Origin of the sequence: Photobacterium sp. WH24, assembly GCF_019204055.1 — a bacterium.
Lineage (GTDB): Bacteria > Pseudomonadota > Gammaproteobacteria > Enterobacterales > Vibrionaceae > Photobacterium > Photobacterium arenosum.
Genome location: NZ_JAGSOZ010000015.1, coordinates 58,197 through 79,155, shown reverse-complemented (window position 1 = coordinate 79,155; position 20,959 = coordinate 58,197). Strand labels below are relative to the sequence as shown.

21 protein-coding genes and 1 tRNA gene are annotated in these 20,959 nt (G+C 48.3%); 8 read left to right on the top strand and 14 right to left on the bottom strand.

Annotated elements, in window-relative coordinates; genetic code table 11:
* Positions 1-6: 6 nt before the first annotated feature.
* The 4 genes from KCG43_RS16910 to gcl all read right to left on the bottom strand — a co-directional run bounded on the left by KCG43_RS16910 (position 7) and on the right by gcl (position 5,046).
* The gene (locus KCG43_RS16910) at positions 7-1,290 is read right to left on the bottom strand and encodes a glycerate kinase (RefSeq protein WP_218386412.1); all 1,284 of its coding nucleotides are present in this window, start codon (positions 1,288-1,290) and stop codon (positions 7-9) included.
* A gap of 270 nt (positions 1,291-1,560) precedes the next feature.
* Positions 1,561-2,448, bottom strand: coding sequence for a 2-hydroxy-3-oxopropionate reductase (locus KCG43_RS16905; RefSeq protein ID WP_192016497.1), 888 nt, complete (start codon positions 2,446-2,448; stop codon positions 1,561-1,563).
* A gap of 10 nt (positions 2,449-2,458) precedes the next feature.
* Positions 2,459-3,241, bottom strand: a complete 783-nt coding sequence (gene hyi / locus KCG43_RS16900) for a hydroxypyruvate isomerase (RefSeq protein WP_192016496.1) — start codon at positions 3,239-3,241, stop codon at positions 2,459-2,461.
* Positions 3,242-3,270: 29 nt separating this feature from the next.
* Positions 3,271-5,046: a glyoxylate carboligase gene (gcl, locus tag KCG43_RS16895; protein ID WP_218386411.1), complete on the bottom strand. Its 1,776-nt coding sequence runs from the start codon at positions 5,044-5,046 to the stop codon at positions 3,271-3,273.
* Between the two features lie 390 nt (positions 5,047-5,436).
* On the opposite strand from gcl, the gene aceB reads away from it, so the two are divergent.
* Together aceB and KCG43_RS16885 are read left to right on the top strand one after the other, a co-directional pair.
* Positions 5,437-6,957, top strand: coding sequence for a malate synthase A (gene aceB, locus KCG43_RS16890; RefSeq protein WP_370630706.1), 1,521 nt, complete (start codon positions 5,437-5,439; stop codon positions 6,955-6,957).
* Positions 6,958-7,146: 189 nt separating this feature from the next.
* Positions 7,147-7,587, top strand: a complete 441-nt coding sequence (locus KCG43_RS16885; protein ID WP_218386408.1) for a heme-binding protein — start codon at positions 7,147-7,149, stop codon at positions 7,585-7,587.
* A gap of 94 nt (positions 7,588-7,681) precedes the next feature.
* Here KCG43_RS16885 and KCG43_RS16880 read toward each other — a convergent pair whose 3' ends face one another.
* The 6 genes from KCG43_RS16880 to KCG43_RS16855 form a co-directional block, all read right to left on the bottom strand.
* Complete coding sequence (locus tag KCG43_RS16880; RefSeq protein ID WP_255558074.1) at positions 7,682-8,638, bottom strand: DMT family transporter; 957 nt, start codon at positions 8,636-8,638, stop codon at positions 7,682-7,684.
* A 214-nt stretch (positions 8,639-8,852) separates the two neighbouring features.
* Positions 8,853-9,188, bottom strand: coding sequence for a hypothetical protein (locus tag KCG43_RS16875; protein ID WP_218386407.1), 336 nt, complete (start codon positions 9,186-9,188; stop codon positions 8,853-8,855).
* 40 nt (positions 9,189-9,228) lie between these two features.
* Positions 9,229-9,567: a hypothetical protein gene (locus tag KCG43_RS16870; protein WP_218386406.1), complete on the bottom strand. Its 339-nt coding sequence runs from the start codon at positions 9,565-9,567 to the stop codon at positions 9,229-9,231.
* Positions 9,568-9,599: 32 nt separating this feature from the next.
* Entirely contained in the window at positions 9,600-9,929 is a 330-nt protein-coding gene (locus KCG43_RS16865; protein WP_218386405.1) for a hypothetical protein, read from the bottom strand.
* Positions 9,930-9,962: 33 nt separating this feature from the next.
* A complete protein-coding gene (locus KCG43_RS16860; RefSeq protein ID WP_192016490.1) occupies positions 9,963-10,202 on the bottom strand; it encodes a hypothetical protein in 240 nt (79 codons plus the stop codon).
* A gap of 148 nt (positions 10,203-10,350) precedes the next feature.
* Positions 10,351-11,310 carry a LysR family transcriptional regulator gene (locus KCG43_RS16855; protein ID WP_218386404.1) on the bottom strand — a complete coding sequence of 320 codons (960 nt, stop codon included), beginning with the start codon at positions 11,308-11,310 and terminating at the stop codon, positions 10,351-10,353.
* 158 nt (positions 11,311-11,468) lie between these two features.
* Between KCG43_RS16855 and KCG43_RS16850 the strand changes: the two genes are divergently transcribed.
* From KCG43_RS16850 to KCG43_RS16835, 4 genes are read left to right on the top strand one after another with little or no spacing between them, the layout of a single operon-like run.
* Positions 11,469-12,668 (top strand): MFS transporter, encoded by a 1,200-nt coding sequence (locus KCG43_RS16850; protein WP_218386403.1) that lies wholly within the window; start codon positions 11,469-11,471, stop codon positions 12,666-12,668.
* Positions 12,665-13,237 carry a hypothetical protein gene (locus tag KCG43_RS16845; RefSeq protein ID WP_218386402.1) on the top strand — a complete coding sequence of 191 codons (573 nt, stop codon included), beginning with the start codon at positions 12,665-12,667 and terminating at the stop codon, positions 13,235-13,237. Before KCG43_RS16850 ends, KCG43_RS16845 begins: the two co-directional genes overlap by 4 nt.
* Positions 13,227-13,628: a hypothetical protein gene (locus tag KCG43_RS16840; RefSeq protein ID WP_218386401.1), complete on the top strand. Its 402-nt coding sequence runs from the start codon at positions 13,227-13,229 to the stop codon at positions 13,626-13,628. The genes KCG43_RS16845 and KCG43_RS16840 overlap by 11 nt, the downstream gene beginning before the upstream one ends.
* Entirely contained in the window at positions 13,621-14,232 is a 612-nt protein-coding gene (locus KCG43_RS16835) for an SCO family protein (RefSeq protein WP_218386400.1), read from the top strand. Before KCG43_RS16840 ends, KCG43_RS16835 begins: the two co-directional genes overlap by 8 nt.
* A 108-nt stretch (positions 14,233-14,340) precedes the next feature.
* On the opposite strand, the gene KCG43_RS16830 is transcribed toward KCG43_RS16835, so the two are convergent.
* The 3 genes from KCG43_RS16830 to KCG43_RS16820 form a co-directional block, all read right to left on the bottom strand.
* Positions 14,341-15,939, bottom strand: a complete 1,599-nt coding sequence (locus KCG43_RS16830; protein ID WP_218386399.1) for a GGDEF domain-containing phosphodiesterase — start codon at positions 15,937-15,939, stop codon at positions 14,341-14,343.
* Positions 15,940-16,320: 381 nt separating this feature from the next.
* Positions 16,321-18,018 carry a GGDEF domain-containing phosphodiesterase gene (locus KCG43_RS16825; RefSeq protein WP_218386398.1) on the bottom strand — a complete coding sequence of 566 codons (1,698 nt, stop codon included), beginning with the start codon at positions 18,016-18,018 and terminating at the stop codon, positions 16,321-16,323.
* 254 nt (positions 18,019-18,272) lie between these two features.
* Positions 18,273-19,187 (bottom strand): LysR family transcriptional regulator, encoded by a 915-nt coding sequence (locus tag KCG43_RS16820; protein ID WP_218386397.1) that lies wholly within the window; start codon positions 19,185-19,187, stop codon positions 18,273-18,275.
* Between the two features lie 109 nt (positions 19,188-19,296).
* On the opposite strand from KCG43_RS16820, the gene KCG43_RS16815 reads away from it, so the two are divergent.
* A complete protein-coding gene (locus tag KCG43_RS16815; protein ID WP_218386396.1) occupies positions 19,297-20,163 on the top strand; it encodes an MBL fold metallo-hydrolase in 867 nt (288 codons plus the stop codon).
* Positions 20,157-20,786, top strand: a complete 630-nt coding sequence (locus KCG43_RS16810; protein ID WP_192016480.1) for a DsbA family protein — start codon at positions 20,157-20,159, stop codon at positions 20,784-20,786. Before KCG43_RS16815 ends, KCG43_RS16810 begins: the two co-directional genes overlap by 7 nt.
* Positions 20,787-20,884: 98 nt before the next feature.
* Here the strand turns inward: KCG43_RS16810 and KCG43_RS16805 are convergent.
* A tRNA-Cys gene (locus KCG43_RS16805) sits at positions 20,885-20,958 on the bottom strand.
* Position 20,959: the final 1 nt, after the last annotated feature.

The window sequence follows — 20,959 nt, the reverse complement described above, 5'->3', positions numbered from 1 at the left end:
AGTTATTCAGTTACCGGATTCCTCCTTCGGAAGAATCAGAATGGCGCGAAAATCATTAACATTCGTCAGTGTTGGACCGGTTGTTAACAATGAATCCAATTGTTTAAAGAAAGTGTATCCATCATTGTTATCCAGATAGTCCTGGCTATTGAGTTCCAGAGCCTGTCCCTGGTGATAACTTTGCGGGTTCAGTACCGCACCGGCATTATCTTCTACCCCGTCAATACCATCGGTATCAGCGGCCAGTGCGAAGATCTGCGGGTGGCCCTGCAGTTCATGATAAAGACTCAGCAAAAACTCACTGTTACGTCCACCACGTCCCTCACCCCGGACTGTCACAGTAGTTTCACCACCAGACAGTAATACGCACGGCGGCGTGAAAGGCTGTTCGCGGTCTGCAATTTGTTTCGCCAGTGCAGCATGTACCTTGGCGACATCGCGAGATTCACCTTCAATGCAGTCACTCAGGATATGCGCCGGGATACCCCATTGGCTGGCCTCTTCGGCAGCCGCTTCCAATGACAGCTGAGGGCTGGCAATCAGTTCGAACCTGGCCCGCTCCAGACAGGCATCGCCCGGTTTTACTGTTTCAGATTCAGGACTGTGTAACCACTCAGTCACTGAGTCGGGTACGCTCACCTGATAGCGGCTCAATATGTCTAAGGCATCTTTACTGGTAGTGGGATCAGCAACCGTCGGACCGGAAGCAATCACTGTTGCCTCATCACCGGGTACGTCCGAAATGGCCAGTGTAATCAGCTGTGCAGGTGCAACGGCCTTAGCCAGCCTTCCGCCTTTAATGGCAGACAGGTGCTTGCGTACACAGTTCATTTCATCAATGGCCGCCCCGGATTTCAGCAAAGCTTTATTGATTTGCTGCTTTTGCGAGAAGGTAATGCCGGGAGCAGGCAAACTCAGCAAGGCCGAACCACCACCAGACAAGAGACAGATCACGAGATCCTTCTCGTTGAGCCCGGTAACCAGGTTCAGGATGCGTTCTGCCACTTCACGGCCGGCATCATCCGGCACCGGGTGAGCGGCTTCGATCACTTCGATCTTCTGGCATTCGGCGGTGTGACCATAGCGAGTCACGACCAGACCTTCCAATTCACCTTCCCAGACACTTTCCAGTGCTCTGGCCATTGAGGCGGCGGCTTTACCCGCCCCTATTACCACCGCTTTACCTGTTCTGTCTTCAGGTAAATAGTGTTTCAGGGTTTCACCGGGCAGGGCCTGTTTTACTGCACGATTAAACAGTGCAGTCAAAAATGCATGCGTTTCCATTTGCATGTTGCGCTCCACGTCAAGTTAGCTCCCAGTTACGGCAAGCAACAGGGGAAAAAACCCGAAACCGTCACTGTCACCCACATTGTTTATCGAACTGGTAGGGCCGGCTAAGCCACCTCTGACAAGAAGCCAGCCCTAATATCCAACCCGCGGTTTCGGGACCACATAACCAAAGGAGACTAAAAATTGTTATGTGACAATAATTATTCAGGATACAGCTGATTTCCAGCTGTATACCTGGGGCGACATCAATGATGCCGCCTTTTCATCAGATTACTGACGGATGCTGTGATTAGCCAGCTCTTCAATCGCACGAATCAATGCTGAGTGGTCCCAGCCTTCGCCGCCCAGTTTCACACAGGCGTCAAACAGGTTCTGAGCAGACTGGGTATTTGGCAAAGACATGCCCAGTGCTTCAGCGCCGGACAGCGCCAGATTCAGGTCTTTCTGGTGCAACTGAATGCGGAAACCCGGATCAAAGGTGCCTTTCACCATACGCTCACCGTGGACTTCCAGCACTTTAGAGTTGGCAAAGCCACCCATCAGCGCTTCGCGAACACGCGCCGGATCGGCACCGGCTTTAGAGGCAAATACCAGGGCTTCAGCAACCGCTTCAATGTTCAGTGCAACGATGATCTGGTTCGCCACTTTACAGATCTGGCCTGCACCGTTATCGCCAACCAGGTTAATATTCTTACCCATGACTTCAAACAGTGGCAGTGCTTTTGCGTAGGCTTCTTCAGTACCACCAACCATGATGGTCAGCGCAGCATTAATCGCACCCACTTCACCGCCGGATACTGGTGCATCCAGGAACTCGGCACCGGTTTCTTTTACTCGTGCTGCAATCGTTTTGGTTTCGATAGGCGAGATAGAACTCATATCGATAACGGTTTTACCCGCTTTCAGCACTTCAGCCACACCGTTTTCAGCGAACAGCACTTCTTCAACCTGAGGGGTATTTGGCACCATCAGGATGATGTATTCGGCCAGTTCCGCAGCGGCTTTCGCCGAATGGACAACCTGAGCACCGTTGGCAACCAAATCTGCCGGAGCTGGATTGTAATGGTCGGAAAAGACCAGTTGGTGTCCAGCTTTCTGCAGGTTCTCGGCCATTGGTTTACCCATGATGCCTGTACCGATAAATGCGATAGTCGTCATTATCCTCTCCTTAGATTTGATTAAATTCTTTCAGCCAGCCAAGGCCTTCTGCGGTGGTGGTCTGCGGTTTGTACTCACAGCCGACCCAGCCTTCATAGCCAATTTCATCCAGATGCCTGAACATGAAGTGGTAATTGATCTCACCGGTACCCGGTTCGTGACGGCCTGGATTGTCAGCCAGCTGCACGTGGCGGATTTGGCCCAGTTCACGACTCAGGGTCGTTGCCAGATCACCTTCCATGATTTGCATGTGGTAGATGTCGTATTGCAGCTCCAGATTGTCACTGCCGACTTTCTCAATAATATCCAGACCTTGCTGAGTGGTATTGAGGAAGAACCCTGGAATATCACGGGTGTTAATCGCTTCGATGATCAGGTTGATACCCGCTTTTTTCAGCTCTGCCGCGGCAAAGCGCAAGTTATCAACAAATGTTGCTTCCGCCTGCCCCGGGGTGACGCCGGCAGGTACAATCCCTGCCAGACAGTTCACTTGCGTACAGTTCAGCGCTTTGGCATAGCGGATGGCTTCCGGTACACCGGCACGAAACTCTTCCACACGCTTAGGGTCGACCGCGATACCGCGGTCGCCAGCATCCCAGTCGCCAGCAGGCAGATTGAACAGTACCTGAGTCAGACCATTCTCATCCAGCTTGGCTTTGATAGCATCGCTTTCAAAAGCATACGGGAATAAGTATTCCACCCCGCGAAAGCCCGCCTGCGCGGCGGCCTCAAAACGCTCCATGAAAGGTACTTCCGTAAAGAGCATGGATAAGTTTGCTGCTAGTTTCGGCATGTCACATTCCTTTTGCTATTCGTGGAATATTATTGGTTAAAGGTGATGGCCGTCGGCGCATCAGCCTGATCTTCTGTCAGTGCTTCGAACTCGTTGATGCCGTCAATCTCAACGCCCATCGCGATATTCGTTACACGCTCCAGAATCACTTCAACCACAACAGGTACTTTGTGCTTGTTCATCAGAACCTGCGCTTCTCGTAAGGCATCGGCAATCTTCTCAGGATCCGTTACGCGAATGGCTTTACAGCCCAGACCTTCAACCACAGCAACGTGGTCAACACCATAGCCGTTCAGCTCCGGCGCATTCTGGTTCTCGAACGCCAGCTGTACACAGTAATCAATGTCAAACTGACGCTGTGCCTGACGGATCAGACCCAGGTAAGAGTTATTCACCAGTACGTGGATATACGGCAGGTTAAACTGCGCACCCGCAGCCAGCTCTTCGATCATGAACTGGAAGTCATAGTCACCAGACAGTGCCACAACCGGACGTTGCGGATCCGCTGCACGCACACCCAGCGCGGCAGGAATTGTCCAGCCCAGAGGACCAGCCTGACCACAGTTAATCCAGTGGTTTGGCTTGTACACATGCAGGAACTGAGCAGCGGCAATCTGAGACAGACCAATGGTGCTCACGTAGCAGGTCTCTTCGCCAAACACTTTGTTCATTTCTTCGTAAACACGCATTGGCTTCACTGGCGTTTCAGTGTAGTGCGTCTTACGCAGCATAGTGGCTTTACGCTGCTGACATTCAGAAACCCAGGCGCTGCGGTCGGCCAGCTTGCCAGCGGCTTTCATGTCGCGGGCAACCTCAACAATCAGTTCCAGTGCGGCTTTTGCATCCGATACGATACCTAAGTCCGGGCAGAATACGCGGCCAATCTGAGTCGGCTCGATATCAATGTGAACAAACTTACGGTCTTTGGTGTACACATCTACAGAACCTGTGTGACGGTTTGCCCAGCGGTTACCAACACCAAACACGAAGTCGGAAGCCAGCATGTTGGCGTTACCGTAACGGTGTGCTGTTTGCAGACCCACCATACCTACCATCAATTCGTGGTTGTCCGGAATCGAACCCCAGCCCATCAGCGTTGGAATCACTGGTACGCCGGTGATTTCAGCGAACTGCTGCAGCAAGTCAGACGCGCCGGCATTAATGACACCGCCACCCGCAACAATCAGTGGTTTCTCGGATTGGTTCAGCATGGTTAATGCTTTTTCAATCTGAGCACGGCTGGCTGTTGGCTTGTACGCTTCCAGAGGCTCATAACTGTCGATATCGAATTCGATCTCAGCCAGCTGAACGTCAATAGGCAGGTCAATCAATACCGGACCCGGACGGCCTGAGCGCATCAGATGGAAAGCCTGCTGGAATGCACGTGGCACCTGAGCTGGCTCCAGTACTGTGGTTGCCCACTTAGCAACGGGTTTAGCGATACTCTCGATATCAACCGCTTGGAAATCTTCCTTGTGCAGACGAGCACGTGGTGCCTGGCCGGTGATACACAGAATTGGAATGGAATCAGCAGCTGCTGAATACAATCCTGTGATCATATCTGTACCCGCCGGGCCTGAAGTACCGATACAAACACCGATATTACCGGTATTGGTACGCGTGTAACCTTCAGCCATGTGAGAAGCACCTTCCACATGTCGAGCCAGAATATGATCAATGCCACCCAGTTTTTTCAGTGCAGCATACATTGGGTTAATCGCTGCACCTGGTACACCAAATGCCTGAATAACACCTTCTTTTTTCAAAACTTCAACGGCGGCTTCAATTGCCTTCATCTTCGCCATACTGCCTCCTGCATAATTGTATACAATGTTGTGTATGATTGTATTCTAGACATACATAATTGATCTTAGCAAGGGGGCTGTTACGATTTAAAACAAACTTAATATGCCGCCATCCCACTATTTATTTAAATAACAGTAGGTTATCTGAAAAAATAGCGACACATAAAAACAACATCAGATTTACATAGTGATAAAAACCACTTTACCTGATACGCCCATATAGGTTATAGATAATAGGAAAATTATAAAATGTATACAAAACGATAGACCGTTTGTTCTAAGGAGACGCAATTGGATACCCAACAACATCATGAGGCACAAGCCGATTCCCTACAGCTCGCCGTTGGTTCACTGTCACCCGACTATCAGGCTATCCTGAACGACGATGCCATGGCGTTTCTGACTGCACTTGTCAGTCAGTTTTCAGGCCGTCTGGACGATCTGCTTGCCCGCCGTGAAGCACGTCAGCGTGAATTCGACAATGGCAAACTGCCTGGTTTCAGAGCCGACACAGCAGACATCAGAAATGATAAAAGCTGGCGAATTGCTGATATCCCTGCTCCGCTTCAGGATCGCCGGGTGGAAATTACGGGTCCGGTTGATCGCAAGATGGTGATCAATGCGCTGAACTCAGGCGCGAAAGTCTTTATGTGTTGTTTCGAGGATGCCACTGCGCCGAGCTGGGACAACATGGTACAAGGCCAGATCAACCTGCGTGATGCCAACCTGGGCGAAATGCGCTATTTCGACGACAACCGTCAGAAAGAATATGTCCTGAATGATGATCCGGCCCTGCTGATCGCGCGTCCTCGTGGCCTGCATCTGCCTGAGCAGCACATTCAGTATCAGGGCAAATCTATCCCTGGCTGCCTGATGGATTTCGGCTTGTATTTCTTCCATAACTACCAGACCCGGGCTGAAAAAGGCTTAGGTGTGTACTATTACCTGCCAAAACTGGAGTCGATGGAAGAAGGCCAGTGGTGGGCCGATGTGTTCCGTTTCACCGAGAACTACTTCGGTGCGCAGACAGGCACCATCAAAGCGACCGTGCTGATCGAAACCCTGCCCGCTGTTTTTGAAATGGATGAAATCCTGTACGCCATGCGCGATTACATCGTTGCCATGAACTGCGGCCGCTGGGATTACATCTTCAGTTACATCAAAACCCTCAAGCAACATAAAGACCGCATTCTGCCTGACCGTCACGATGTGACCATGGCGCAGCCTTTCCTGACGGCATACAGCCAGTTGCTGATTGCTACCTGTCACCAGCGTGGCGCGCTGGCAATGGGCGGTATGTCTGCCTTTATTCCAAGTAAAGACCCTGAAGAAATGAAGCAGGTTCTGGAAAAAGTCATCGAAGACAAAGAGCGTGAATCCAGCAATGGCCACGACGGCACCTGGGTGGCCCACCCTGGTCTGGTTGATACCGCAATGACAGTGTTTAACCAGCGCCTCGGCGGTAAGCCAAACCAGCTTGATTACCTGCCATCGGCCGCCAACGACATCACAGCTGCAGATCTGCTGGCTCCTTGTGAAGGTCACCGTAATGAAGCCGGTGTTCGCAAGAATGTGCGCATCGCTTTGCTGTATATCGAAGCCTGGATCCGCGGGCTTGGCTGCGTGCCAATCCATGGCCTGATGGAAGATGCGGCAACCGCTGAAATCTCGCGGGCCAATATCTGGCAGTGGATACACCACGGCGTCAAGCTGGACGATGGTCAGCTATTTACCGCAGAGCTGTTCCGCCACTGGCTCCAACAAGAAGTGGACAGCCTCAAGCTTGAACAAACGGATAACAGCCAGAATCGTCGTTTTGACGATGCGGCCAAACTGTTTGATGAACTGTCGACATCAGACGAATTTGCACCATTCCTGACATTGCCAAGCTACCCGCTGTTGGTAGGCTGATTGTCTGCTCAGGGGGATTTCCCAGAGCGGTAGAGACGTTTACTCCCGGTCATCATGTATGAATGGCATTTTAGGAGTAAAGCCGCTCACCGAGCATGGATTGGTGGCACATAAACAACATACCCGGCAGTCGGGAACCGGCTGCCGCTCAAAAAGTTAGTCAATTAATTCTTGATCGGAGGGATCACTATGAGCTTAACACTGGACGAAGCACTGGTAATTACCAAGGGCGCATTCAGCACTGCCCTGACCAAAGGTGCTGCACCTCTCACTGTGGCTGTTCTCGACAGCGGCGGTAAACTTATTTCTCTGCAACGTCAGGACGGCTCCAGTATGCTCCGCCCTGAAATTGCCATCGCCAAAGCCTGGGGAGCCCTGGCGCTGGGTTGTTCTTCCCGTAAACTCGCCATTGATGCCCAACAGCGTCCGGCGTTCATGTCGGCGGTCAATGTGCTGGCCGAAGGCAACTTGCTGCCTGTACCGGGTGGCGTTCTGATCCGCGGCAGCAACAACTGCCTGCTGGGTGCGGTTGGCATCAGCGGTGATTTATCCGAACTGGATGAGCTGTGTGCCATCGCCGGCATCAAAGCAGCGAATCTGGTACCGGACGAAGTGGAAGTCGTGGAGTAACCACAGATACCCCGTTCGCTATGCAAAGGGCCATCATTGATGGCCCTTTTACTGTTCAGGACGAGTCATACACGTTAGTAAATGGTGGCTTCTGTTACTCTTCTCTCTTCTTACTGCATGCCTGCTTTTCAGCTGAAGCGTTGATAAAAGAATCAGGGCCGCGCTCAATGCGAGCTACCCGGCGCACTGCCCAAAATGGCCGGGCTCCCACGCGGTACAACACCAGAGATGACAAAATCAGCGCACATCCCAGCGCTTTATTCAAAGTGAACACTTCGCCATACCACAGCACGCTGAGCGTCGCTGTCCACACAGGTTCCAGCAACATAATCAATGCCGCGTTCGATGCAGTGATCTGTTTTTGCCCTACCGTTTGCAACACGTAACGTAAACTGGTGGCCAGCAGGGTACTGAGGGCGAACCAGCCCCAGACAGACGCCGGCACTTGCGCAGGTATCTGCTCAACGGTCAATGACATAGTCAACGACAGCAAGCCGGTGACAAATAACTGAATACAGGCAAGCAAGAGTATCGGTATCTGCTGGGCAAACCGGCTGTTCACGTTGAAATGAATCGCCAGCATAAAGGCACAGGCGGCAAACCAGATCTGGCTGTCAGATTGCTGCCAGCCGCCGGATAGTGATAACAGCGCCATGCCAGCCACCGCGACTGGCATAGAAATCCAAAATGACCGCGGCGGTTTCTGCCTGAAGAGCACCCAGGCGACAACCGGCACAAACAGCATCGACAGGCTGGCAATAAACGCCCCTTCCGCTAAGGCTTCCGTATTAGACATGGCATGGATCCAGCACATCATGGCCACCCCCAGCAGCACGCCCACCATTGCAGCAAAACTGATTGTCTTGAGCGTTGTACGCCTTAATGCCGCATAACAAAACGGCAGCAGACACAGTGAAGCGAGCAGAAATCGCATGCCAATAAACAGAAAAGGCGGCAAGCCCTGCAGCGTTTCCTTAGAGAAAATCCACCCGATAGCCGCGAGCATAGTCGTCAGCACCAGAATCGCGCTTGCTTTATAGTTCGGATTCAACTGAAACGCTCCTTTTTAGTGCCACAACAGACAATTACACTCGTGCAAAAGCACGGTGATAATCATATCAACACTAAACCGCCAGGCTGGCAATGTTTTCTATGGGAGCTGGCGGGAATGATTTCTTCGTGTGGACAAAGACGGAGATATTAAGCGTCAGACATAAAAAATGGCCATCATTGTCAGTGACGGCCATTCTTGCAAAAACGAACAATTACCCGACCCGGTGAGCACGTATCCAGGTATGTGCACAATCCCCTTCTTTGTCGTAGCCGATATTCACGGGTTTACCGGTTGCATAGGCTGTCAGCAACCGTGACAGTACCTGGTGCCGGGTTTCACCAGGAGTGCTCGCGTCAATGGCGAACAAATCAGGCTTACAGCTGGGGTGTGATGTTGGCTGATTCTTCAGCAAGAAATAAATCTGATTTCCATCCGTATAAGTTAACACTTGCGTTACTACGCCAGTCATATTTGCATTGTATTCTGCATATGAACTAAAAGATAAAAGCGACAACGCAACAAGCAAAAATCTATTCCATTTTTTCATTTTATTCCCCAACCAACTTAACGTGAAAAAACCAAGAGTGTTAACCCTTAATCAACCACCAGCCTTCAAATTCGGTATTATCTGGCCACCCATCAATACATTTAGTGAAATTAAAATCACCTTCCCAGCGAACCCGAACAATTTTCCCACTGGCAAATGCCGTTAACGCCATCGATTCATCCGACTTGGTTGGCATCCGAATCCAGTTCGTCACACCTTCAGGCGTAGCTACCTGAATAGACAGCGTTTGTCTGTCCGACCACTTGTATATATTCTCAATTTTTCCTTCACACAGTACACCTGCACTGGCGAACGGTGCGCTCAGAAACCCAGCTGTAATCAATAACCCCTTAACCAAACTTGCATATTTTTTATTCATTTTTTGCTCTCGAATATTATCAATATGATTATTTAATATACTTGGAAATAGTAAACGCTATCTTCTGGCACAACCCAGTCACCGATTTCATTGCAGCGACTGCCACTCAAATTTCCAGTCAATGTCGGATGCTTGTAATAAATCACCACCTGACGATTCGACATTTTGGCTGATAACCCCATAGACATCCACGCTTTACAGTGTTCTTCAGACACATTGCACAGTTTATGCACACCAAAGCCATTACTGACATGAAGGGTTGAAGAATCAACACCAAGATGCTTGATTTCGCCTAAACAATAGTAGTTGGCGAAAGAAAACGATGAAAAGCACAACATCAATGTCATAAGAACCTGTTTCATAACAATCTCCATTTCAATATAATTTTCTACTAACTACCTTTGAATAGGTGGATTTGCTGGGCTCACCTTGATATTTAGCATTTCTGCATTTTCCGAAATAAAGAAAAAAAGAAGAATTGTAACAAAAGAAGCAACAAAGCACTGAAGTATCAACGCCCAATTAATCTTTTTATTCATCCAAATTTCTTTCATAACATTACAAAACCGATTCAAAGCAAATAAAGTTACCAGCATCAAAGCTACAACTAATAACATACCAATTGAATTTTCCATTCATTCACCTGAAAAAAACACATTACAATTATCGGGTTTAGCCTTTATTAATTCCGCATTACCATGTTCTCACATACTTCTGCTAAAACTCTATACTAAAGGCACTTATATTAATTTACTAAACCAATTTATTGAACACCCCGCAAAACTACCGGCCACTCACAAGAGGCGCCCAGTTTTCAGCCCAGGTGTGATTTGTGCTTTCCCCCATAGATGCCAAAGATGCAGTCATAAATTCAATAAACACTCTGACTTTGGCGGGTAAATATTCGCGTTTAGGATAGATGGCAAACACACCATTATCAGGTTGTGGCGGCCTGAAATAAGGATACAGGGACACTAAGGTGCCATTGTTCAAGCCCTGTTTTGCAAGAAAGTGAGGTAATTGAGCAAAGCCCAGACCATCGGCACACATACAGGCCATTGCTTCGCCATCATCAGTGACATGCGTTCGTTCTAATTCATAAGGAACATATTCACCCTGCTCATTCGGCAAAAAGATGGGCTGTAGCTGTTGGGTCTCTTTGATACGAAAACCAATCCAGCTGTGCTGGTGAAAGTCATCGGCACATTGGGGTGCACCCTGAGCCGCTAAATAGTGTGGTGAGGCACAAACAAGAAAGTCCATTGGGCTCAGGCGCCGGGCCACCAGGCGACTGTCCTTTACGTAACCCGTACGCAGCGCGATATCAATATCGTTTTCAATGATATCGGCGTGTAAATCATTAATTTCCAGATCTAGCTTGATGGCTGGGTAACGCTGACAGAATGCCTGCAGCAAGGGGCGAAGATAGAGATGGCCGTAACAGACGGCCGAACTGATGCGCAGAGTACCGCTGGGCGAATCATTCAAATGCTTGAGCTCATATTCGCAGACGGTGAGATCCTGAATCATCTTGCGCACTGTATCGGCATAGCGCTGACCCGCAGCGGTGATACGCAATTGTCGGGTAGAGCGCTGAAAAAGTGTCAGTCCTAACTGCGCTTCCAGCCGGCTGATTGCCTTGCTGACCGTGGACGGATCTGTGTTACAGCTTCGTGCTGCTGCCGCAAAGCTCTCACCATCACACGTGGCTAAAAATATTTCTAATGACCTGAGTTTATCCATTCACTGAGCATCAAGATTTTATTCGTTGGCTGACTATAACAATAAAGACTCATGAATAGTATTCACGACTCAAAGGGATTTCGGCCTATTTTTCTTCCCTTTGCTGAATCTTAATATTCAGGCTCCAACAACAAATCCTGTTACTTCAATGAGGCATTATGTTCAGAAAAGTATCCGCCAATCATCCGCTGGTTTATTTTTTCCTGGCATTTATCACTATGGCCGGGCTTTCCTATATTAATTTTCTGCCGGGTATGGTTAATGCACTCGCAGGCAGTATTGGTTTTAGTGATGCGCAGGCCGGACAGCTTGTTGCGCTCAATGGATACGGTGGTCTTTTGGGCAGCACTGTGGCTATTTTTCTGGTACGCCGAATGCCTTGGCAGTCTGCCATGTATACGTTTTTAGCCCTGCTAGCTGTCGTTGATATAGGGACTTTATGGATTGAAACCTACAGTGTCATGCTCGGCTGGCGCTTTTTAGCCGGGCTTTTCGGTGGGCTTTGTGTCGGTATCGGCTTTTCTGTACTGGCCAGGTTAAACAATGCGGATCGTGCTTTTGGCACCTTGTTACTCATACAGTTCAGCCTGGGCGCTGTGGTAATTTACCTGCTGCCGGCACTTGAAACGCTGCTGAGCGCTTATGCGGTATTTTATGTCATGGCAGGCTTTGCATTATTGAGTCTGATTATGATGCTGTTTCTGCCTTCTCTTGCCAGTGAGCGCAAGCCAGTCAAACAATCGGTGTTGTTGACCGAGCTAAATGGCAACGCAGTGTTACTGATGCTGGCCATCACAGCCTATCAGCTTGCCGCCAGCGCTATCTGGACTTATGTCGGGCGCATCGGCCTCGGTGCGGGCATTAGCACGGATAATGTCAGTCTGTATATCGCAATAACCGGATTGCTGGGGTTATTGGGGGCAATGTTACCTGTGATAAGCGGCAACCGTTTTGGTCGTTTGTCCTGGGTTCTCGCTGGTGTTGCTCTGTCGATCATTTCTGCGCTCTTGCTCAGCGTCTCACCGCTCACCCCGCTGCTTTATGTCACTTCAATGACGCTGCTGTTTTTTTCCTGGCCTGCGGTTCAGTCCTATTTGTTAGCGGTAACGGCCGACATGGACAGCACAGGGCGTCTTTCAGCGCTGGCGGCTGTTGTTTCTGCCGTCGGTTTAGCGACAGGCCCGCTGCTCGCTTCCGGCTTATTAGATAAGGGTAACTTTTCGGTCATGCTCTATGCCTGCGCCCTGATCTTTCTCTCGTGTCTCTTTCTGTTATTCAAACCTGTTCAGGCACAGGAAAGAGCGAAAACCGGTGTACTGCCATCTCACTATCAGCCAAACACTAAGGACCCAATATGATTCGCTATCTATTCAGCAAGATGCTTCTGGCATTCAAAAACCGTTACGATTACGACATTCGTTATCAGCAGGATATTCTGAAAACCGATCTTGGGGCTTTCCTGAAGTTTATGGGATTCCAGACCATGTCTTCCCATTCGGGTAATTTACCCGCAGGGCCGCTGTATGCCGCCAGAATACGCGCCATTCTCTGGGACGATTGCGGCCCATGCACCCAATTGGCGGTGAATATGGCTCTGGAGGCAAAAATAAGCCCGGATATTGTACAAGCCATTATCAATAAAGATTTAAACAATCTGCCTGATGATATTGCCCTGGTGGTGAAATTTACTGAATCTGTATTGGCTCATCACCCTGAAGCGGATGATTATCGTGAGAAAATACTGGCTTTGTGGGGCCCCAAAGGGCTGATTACAATTGGTTTTGCCATCAGTGCTTATCGGGTTTATCCGGCCCTGAAATACACTTTGGGCTATGGGAAAACCTGTCAGCGAATTCAGATCAACGCACCATACATCACACCTGAGCGGGGCGCTGCATTAACCGGGGAGGCTGAGAATGCTGAATAAATGGAGCATCAGAATAGCTGTGCTGCTCGGATTGGCAGCATTGGGTAACGGTGTGTTTATGACGCTCGCCCCTGAGCCCTGGTATTGGATGGTGCCGGGCGTGCCAGACCGGGGACCGTTCAATCAGCACTTTCTGCGTGATATCGGCATGAATTACAGCCTGATCGGTGCCGCTTTTATTTGGGGAGCGATTGACACCAGACATAGCTTGACGCTTTGGTTGATGCCAACTGCCTGGTTAACCGGCCATGCCATTTTCCATGTGTGGGAAGTGCTAGTTGGCATCTGCGGGCCTGAATTTCTGATCATTGATTTTGGCGGCGTTACACTGCCCGCATTGCTGGCGCTGTGGCTGATTGTGGCCAAGTATAAGGAACAGGCGCATGAATAGTACAAAGCGTGTTTTTCTATTACTTAGTCTGAGTATCGCCTTGGGGGCAACATTAGCTATCGTAGCCCTCGGACTCAACGCACAGCAATCCAAGACACAACAAGCCATTGAGTGGCTGGACAACCCGCGCAGTCTGGCAAGTTTTAGCCTTGAATCTGAGGTCGGTGAGTTTACTAACCAGTCATTAATGGGGCATTGGACCATTGTATTATTTGGCTTTCTCCATTGCCCTGACATCTGCCCAACCAGTCTGGCACAGCTATCAAGACTCTCTGCCGCCCTGACAGAAAACCCTGGCGAACATGATGTTAGTTTTGTGTTTGTGTCTGTTGATCCCGGACGGGATTCAGTTGTCGAACTCAGCCAATATTTGCAGTACTTTAATGCTTCAATTCACGGTGTAACAGGTAGTGAGCCGCAGTTAACGCGCTTTGCCAACAGTCTTGGCATCCGTTTTGAAGTCTCAGCAAACAAGGAAGACTACAGCGTTGCACATTCCGTAACATTTTCCATTATCGACCCTGAAGGCGTTTTCCGCGGGCGGTTTAGCCCGGACTTCGATATGCCCAGCTTAGTGCGGGACTTTACAACCAAACTGAATTGAATTTAACCAACCCGAACAGAGTGACTGACACATTGATGCTACAGGTACTGCATAAACCTCAAATAATCAGTATCAGCGGTCAGTACATATGGCTTTGGCAGGGCGAATTTATACAGTTTCAGATTCAATAATCGCCTTGCCGCTCTTGGGTTTATGAAAATAAAACCCTTGTATCAGATCAACTCCGGCTTCTTTAACCCGTTCCGCCTGAGCATAGTCTTCAATGCCTTCAGCAACCACAGTGATGCCTTTCTCGTTGCACATGCTGACCAGAAATTTCACATAGGCTCGGACTGCGCTGTTCGCTTCCATTTTTTTAATAATGGCTCTGTCCAGTTTAAGCTGGGTGAACGGGATGGAGAAAAAGGTGTTGAAAGAGGTATATCCGGAACCAAAATCATCCAGGGAAATGGTGAATCCTGCCTCATCCAGTGCCAGCAGCTGCTGTACGGCAAAAGGATTCGATTCAAGAATGACAGACTCTGTCATCTCTATCGTCAGATTTTCTGGTTGTAGCTGATAGTGGCGCACAATAGCGAGAAAATGGGCAACAAAGTCAGGCTGCATCAGCTGAATAACCGATACATTCACCGACGCCTTAATGACGCGGGAATGGGCCTCTCTGTATTGATTTAAAAATTCACATGCCAGCACAAGTACATGGTAGCCCAGTTCGACAATATCCCCGTTTTCTTCCGCAACACTGATAAATTCAGTAGGCATGATCTCGCCATACCGAACACTGTTCCAGCGAACCAAAGATTCCACACTCACTGTTTTTCCTGTTGCAGCACAGACAATGGGCTGAAACAACAAATATAATTCTTTGTCTGTAATTGCTTTTTTTAATCCGGTTTCCAAAAAGAGATGGCGTTCAATCGATCGCTTCTCTTCATCCGCATAAAAAGAAATACAGTCGTCTTTTTCTGAACCGTGCCGCATGATTAACGTTGATTTATATAACAGCGATTCAGCATCTTCACTAAGGCAGTTATCTTCTTTCAACAAATAAACACCCACATTCAGTGACTGTAATGTCGACTGATGAAAAGAGCGAAAGCGTTGTTCAAAGTCAGTAAGCACTGAGGCAATTTGTTGTTTCAATACGCTCTCAGAGTAAACACCCTTCTGTAACACTACAAATTCATCTGGCTGTGTTTTGTATACGTTTTTCGAGCCAAAGGCTTCTTTCAGACACTCAGCACAAAGCAATATGATACTGTTGCCCGCTTGGTAGCCAAATACATCCATTATTTGGTTTATTTTATTTAACCCAAATGTCATTATCGCCGCATGACTTTTGGCTTCCAGCAACTCTGTCAGGGTTTCAATTAATTTACGTCTGTTATTAAACCCAGTCAGTGAATCACAATAAGCCAGCTGATACAGCTTGTCCTCATATTGCTTTTTTTCTGTGATATCTTTATGCGCGCCGACCATATACAGAAGATTACCGCTGTCATCAGCATGAATAACACCGACCGCTTCAATCCAGTGGTACTCACCCTGCCGGTTGCGCACACGGTACTGACTGATAAAACGGGTTATTTTCTCTGTAACCTGAGTGCTAATATTTTCAATAAACTGGCTTTTATCATCAGGATGCATAATGGCTATCCACTCATCCAATGGTGAGCCGTGTAATGACACATCGAAGTTTTCATAAAAGTGTGTGTTATAGAAATTCACCATATTATCTGGTGTCATTTCCCACAAACCTTCACTACCAGCATCAAATATTTCCAACAACCTATGCTGATTATTAACAACTTTATTGTCGATAATGTCAGATTTCACGTTAAGCCCAGTTGAGTACCAGTAAAAAATGAAGCGCGTAATATACCATACAAGGATAAACGATTAACATATCAACAATAGTGAATAATTACTCTATGAAGAAAAACAGCTTAACCCACTAGCTTTAATTTGAAATTAAGATAAATCAACTAAAATATATAGGAAAATCAGTATCAATAAGCAAGATTATAGCTACACTAGCTACTGCATATATTCTTAGTCATGCTTCAATAATCATTCAGAGCATATTCCATTATGCTCTGAGGTAACATTGCCCTGTTCTGGCGACGTTCAATCGGGACTGATTTCTAACTCGAGCAATTTTTGTCCTACCATAGGTCGATAGAAGTAATAGCCTTGCATTAAATCAACTCCGGCTTCTCTGACTAATTCGGCATGAGCAAGATCTTCTATGCCTTCTGCGACAACAGAAATTCCTTTTTCACGACACATAACAACCAGAAATTTGACATAAGAGTATACGGATGAATCATCAGCCATTTTTTTGACGATGCATCTGTCGAGTTTGAGCTGAGAAAAAGGAATAGAAAAGAAGGTGTTGAATGAGGAATACCCGGAGCCGAAATCATCCAGTGAAATTGAAAACCCTAACTCATTAAGAATCAGCAACTGTTCAACAGCAAATGCATTGGTTTCTAATACGGCCGATTCGGTCACTTCCACTGACAGATAACTCGGGGATAGCTGATACTGATTGACAATTGCCAGAAATTTACGAACAAAATCTGCCTGCATCAGTTGGATAACAGAAATATTCACAGATACTTTAAAATCATGCTGGTGCTGTCGGCGGTACTCCGCAATATATGAGCACGCCAAATCCAACACATGATATCCCAATGGAATAATGTCCTGATTGGCTTCCGCAATCCCAATAAATTCTCCCGGATTAATTTCGCCATAACTGGCGCTGTGCCAACGAAGCAATGATTCGACACTCTTGATCTTCCCGGTCGTTGCGCACACTATCGGTTGGAACATTAAATAGAATTCATCATCCTGAATAGATTTCTCTATGCCGGTTTCCAGAAAAAGATGCCGCTCAATGGCTCGCTGCTCATCGTCTGCATAAAACGCAATGCGTGAATCGTGCTCTTTGCCGTGGCGCATAACCAGCATAGATTTATATAAAATAGATTCTTCATCTTCAGCCGCTGCAGAACCACCGGGTAATTGATAAACCCCGGCATTTAACTTTTGAATTGTGGTGTCGTGAACGGCACGGAATCGCTGATCAAACAGTGTGATCGCTTTATTGATAGTGCAACATAGCGTTGATTTTTCAGGGCAGTCTTTGAGCATGACAACAAATTCATCGGAATACGAACGGAAGATCAGATCGGTGTCAGTAAAGACTTCAGTAATCGCCTCAGAACACAGCTTTATCAACTGATTACCAGCCTCAAAACCAAAAACTTCGACAAACTGACTAAACTTCGTCAGCCCAAAAGTAATGATAATGCCCGGTACACCATCCGCCTGAATGACGTTAAGTTGCTCAACCAATTGCCGACGATTCCACAAACCGGTCAGTGAATCCCGGTAAGCTAATTGGAATAATTTTTCATCATGCAATTTTTTTTCAGTGATATCTTTATGTGAACCAACCAGATATTGCAGTTCGCCGTGCTCGTCGGTATTCAGTACACCCACAGCTTCAATCCAGCGATAATCATTCTGCCGATTCCGAATCCGGTATTGGCTGGTAAAATAGCTGATCTTCTCCGTCACCTGTCGATTCACATTATTTTGGAATTGTTCAACATCATCAGGATGCACAATGGCAATCCACTCATGAATTGGAGAACCATTCAAGTTCACGTCAAAATTTTCATAAAAACGCGTATTATAAAATTTCACCACATTCCCTGGCGTCATCTCCCACAGGCCTTCACTGCCCGCATCAAAGACTTCTAACAACCGATTCCGGTTTACAGCTAAATTGATGTTGATAATGCCTGATTTCACGCCTTGCCCAACTCACTAACCAGATCGAAAAATGAGCGCGCAATATACCATATTAGGATATGCTAAATCACACCCATAAAGCGGATATGTGTTTCAGCTACCAACATCGAGAAAAAACTCCGCGTAAAACCAACTTTGTTATATAAGTCAAAGTAATACTGCTGTTAACTCTCAATTTACCAGAAGGTATGACTTATCTCACATTTACAGTAATGAGAAGCCGTACCTGGTTCACAGAAACTGTTCACTTTTATTTACATCCCGAATTCATTCGGCTTTGCAGGCCAATGATTGTCTTCAAAATACTGTGCCAGGTGATCGATCAGTCCCCGCACCGCCGGCAATAGATATTCTCTTGCGGGATAAAGTGCATATACCGACATTGATTTGGGTACCCAGTCCGCTAATACCACGGCTAACCTGCCCGCTTGAATATCTTCACTAACCAGATACGTGGGTTGCACTGCAATTCCCGCACCTTCTATCGCCGCGGCTTTCAATACGGTCGCCTCGTTTGAAATGAATCGGCACGTCACTTCTACCGACTCAGTAACGTTATTTTTCGTCAGGTGCCACACATGTTGCTCGAAACTACGATTACCAAGGCATTGATGATGACTGAGATCCGCCGGTACCTGTATATCAGACGACCGCTTAAGATAGGAAGGTGACGCCACGATCACAGAATCGCAACCTGCTATCGGCTTTCCGATTAATGACGGATCCGGCGCCATAGCAATACGAATGGCTAAATCGAATCTTTCTGCAATCAAATCTGTTACCTGATCGCGGACATCTATTTCAACAGAAACCTCAGGGTTGAGCGCTAAAAATGGCTGTATTGCCTTAGCAAGCTGCGCATGAGCGAAAGACATACTGGTCGTCAATCTGACATGACCGGTGAGCCGGTCTGCAGGCTGCAATGTCACTGCAATATGCTCGGCCTGCTCAACCCAAAGCTTGATTTCTTTCAGGCACTGCTGGCCTGCAGTTGTTAATGCCACTTTGCGGGTTGTGCGCTGTAACAGCCGGGCTTTCATCCACTCTTCCATGGTGGCGATATAGCGGGTCACCATAGAGCGGGACATCTCCAGCCGATCTGCTGTCGTGGTGAAACTTTCGGTCGTTGCGACATCAATAAACACTTTTGCTGCCGTGAGTCTGTCCATCTATTTGTCCGATTTAAGAAACAATGTTGTTGATAATTGATTCTATATCCAATCAAATAAAATCACTATGATGCATGCCATTCCCAATGACATTCGCTGGAGCGAACACATGAAAAAGACATTCTTAATGGCAGCCTCCCTTGTAGCACTTTCTACCGCCACTCTGGCCGAAGCGGCGCCGCTTTCAACTCAGGTGTATAACGCCGATGGCAACAGCTTCCATGTTAATGCCACCCTGGTCTATGGCGAGCATGACGCCATGCTGGTCGATACCGGTTTTACCCGTGCCGATGCCATGCGTATCGCCGCTATGGTGCTGGACAGTGGCAAAACACTGAAAACCATTTTCATCAGCCAGGCCGATCCGGATTACTACTTTGGCGCACAAGTGCTGAAAGAACAGTTTCCTGAAGCACGCCTGATCACCACGCCTGCAGTCCGTGCGGTGATTAAAGAGAAAATGGCGGGCAAACTGGCATTCTGGACACCCAAAATGGGTGACAACGCACCAGTGAAAACTTTGCTTCCTGACGCGTATGCACAGACCACTTTAACAGTTGACGGTGAGACGATTGAAATCCGTGACACCAGTAGCGAGCTGGCGCACCGCCCTTACCTGTGGATCCCGTCCAGTAAAACCGTGCTGGGCAATGTTGCCGTATACGGTAATGTTCACCTGTGGATGGCCGACGCACAGACACCTGCTGAACAAACCGCCTGGGCACAGCAGCTGGAAGCCATGCAGGCACTGAAGCCGCAAACTGTCATTCCGGGCCACATGAAAGCGGGCACGCCAATGACGGCTGAAAACATCACGTTTGCCCTGAACTACCTGAAGGCATTTCAGCAAACCGTGAAATCCAGTGACAACAGCCAGCAAGTCATCGACACCATGGAGAAACGCTACCCGGATGCTGGCCTGCCGATGGCGCTGAGCATAGGTGCAAAAGTCCACATGGGAGAGATGAAATGGTAAATACTGGCGTGACGGTCCATTACTTTTACGACCCACTTTGCGGCTGGTGCTTCGGCGCCGGCCCGCTGATTGAACACCTGGCTGAGCGCGATGATATTGAGCTTATGCTGCATCCCGGAGGCTTGTTTGACAGCAGAGCACTCGACAAAGCGAGCCGCCAGCACTTTCTCGACAGTGATCAACGTATCCACGCCCTGAGTGGCGTCATCTTTGGCGATGCCTATCAGACAAAGATGCGACATGCAGACACTGTGGTTCTTGATTCCATCGTGCCGGTACGTGCCATTCTGGCAGCCGGGCAATGCGGGAAATCGGCGTTAGAGATGCTCAAACGGATCCAGCTTGCCCATTATCAGCAAGGCGAGACGGTGCATGATGAAAAAGTATTAACCGGGCTGGCAGCCGAGATAGGCATTCCGGCTGAGATCTGGCATCAAGCGCTCATCACGGCGAATGAAGATGCCGTTATTGCCCGCACGGCAAACCTGATGAGGCAACATCAGCTGAGCGGCTATCCGTCAATGACGGTTGAGCAGGACGGGCAATTGAAACATATCCCGCTACAGGCCTATTTCGGCAAGCCAGCAGAATGGGCGGCCTACTGGGCTTCGCTGTCCGGCTAACAAGATGACGACTTTTCGAAGGTACAAAAAAGCCAGCTGAAATGCTGGCTTTTGTCTGTTTTGCACAACCAGGCTGAATAGTTCAGCGTGGTGAAATTTGGAGGCGCGTCCCGGAGTCGAACCGAGGTCCACGGATTTGCAATCCGCTGCATAGCCACTCTGCCAACGCGCCA

Coding starts and splice junctions, on each gene's coding strand:
- KCG43_RS16910 (WP_218386412.1), bottom strand. CDS start 1,290: ATGCAAATGGAAACGCATGCATTTTTGACTGCACTGTTTAATCGTGCA.
- KCG43_RS16905 (WP_192016497.1), bottom strand. CDS start 2,448: ATGACGACTATCGCATTTATCGGTACAGGCATCATGGGTAAACCAATG.
- hyi (WP_192016496.1), bottom strand. CDS start 3,241: ATGCCGAAACTAGCAGCAAACTTATCCATGCTCTTTACGGAAGTACCT.
- gcl (WP_218386411.1), bottom strand. CDS start 5,046: ATGGCGAAGATGAAGGCAATTGAAGCCGCCGTTGAAGTTTTGAAAAAA.
- aceB (WP_370630706.1), top strand. CDS start 5,437: ATGGCGTTTCTGACTGCACTTGTCAGTCAGTTTTCAGGCCGTCTGGAC.
- KCG43_RS16885 (WP_218386408.1), top strand. CDS start 7,147: ATGAGCTTAACACTGGACGAAGCACTGGTAATTACCAAGGGCGCATTC.
- KCG43_RS16875 (WP_218386407.1), bottom strand. CDS start 9,188: ATGAAAAAATGGAATAGATTTTTGCTTGTTGCGTTGTCGCTTTTATCT.
- KCG43_RS16870 (WP_218386406.1), bottom strand. CDS start 9,567: ATGAATAAAAAATATGCAAGTTTGGTTAAGGGGTTATTGATTACAGCT.
- KCG43_RS16865 (WP_218386405.1), bottom strand. CDS start 9,929: ATGAAACAGGTTCTTATGACATTGATGTTGTGCTTTTCATCGTTTTCT.
- KCG43_RS16860 (WP_192016490.1), bottom strand. CDS start 10,202: ATGGAAAATTCAATTGGTATGTTATTAGTTGTAGCTTTGATGCTGGTA.
- KCG43_RS16855 (WP_218386404.1), bottom strand. CDS start 11,310: ATGGATAAACTCAGGTCATTAGAAATATTTTTAGCCACGTGTGATGGT.
- KCG43_RS16850 (WP_218386403.1), top strand. CDS start 11,469: ATGTTCAGAAAAGTATCCGCCAATCATCCGCTGGTTTATTTTTTCCTG.
- KCG43_RS16845 (WP_218386402.1), top strand. CDS start 12,665: ATGATTCGCTATCTATTCAGCAAGATGCTTCTGGCATTCAAAAACCGT.
- KCG43_RS16840 (WP_218386401.1), top strand. CDS start 13,227: ATGCTGAATAAATGGAGCATCAGAATAGCTGTGCTGCTCGGATTGGCA.
- KCG43_RS16835 (WP_218386400.1), top strand. CDS start 13,621: ATGAATAGTACAAAGCGTGTTTTTCTATTACTTAGTCTGAGTATCGCC.
- KCG43_RS16830 (WP_218386399.1), bottom strand. CDS start 15,939: ATGACACCAGATAATATGGTGAATTTCTATAACACACACTTTTATGAA.
- KCG43_RS16820 (WP_218386397.1), bottom strand. CDS start 19,187: ATGGACAGACTCACGGCAGCAAAAGTGTTTATTGATGTCGCAACGACC.
- KCG43_RS16815 (WP_218386396.1), top strand. CDS start 19,297: ATGAAAAAGACATTCTTAATGGCAGCCTCCCTTGTAGCACTTTCTACC.
- KCG43_RS16810 (WP_192016480.1), top strand. CDS start 20,157: ATGGTAAATACTGGCGTGACGGTCCATTACTTTTACGACCCACTTTGC.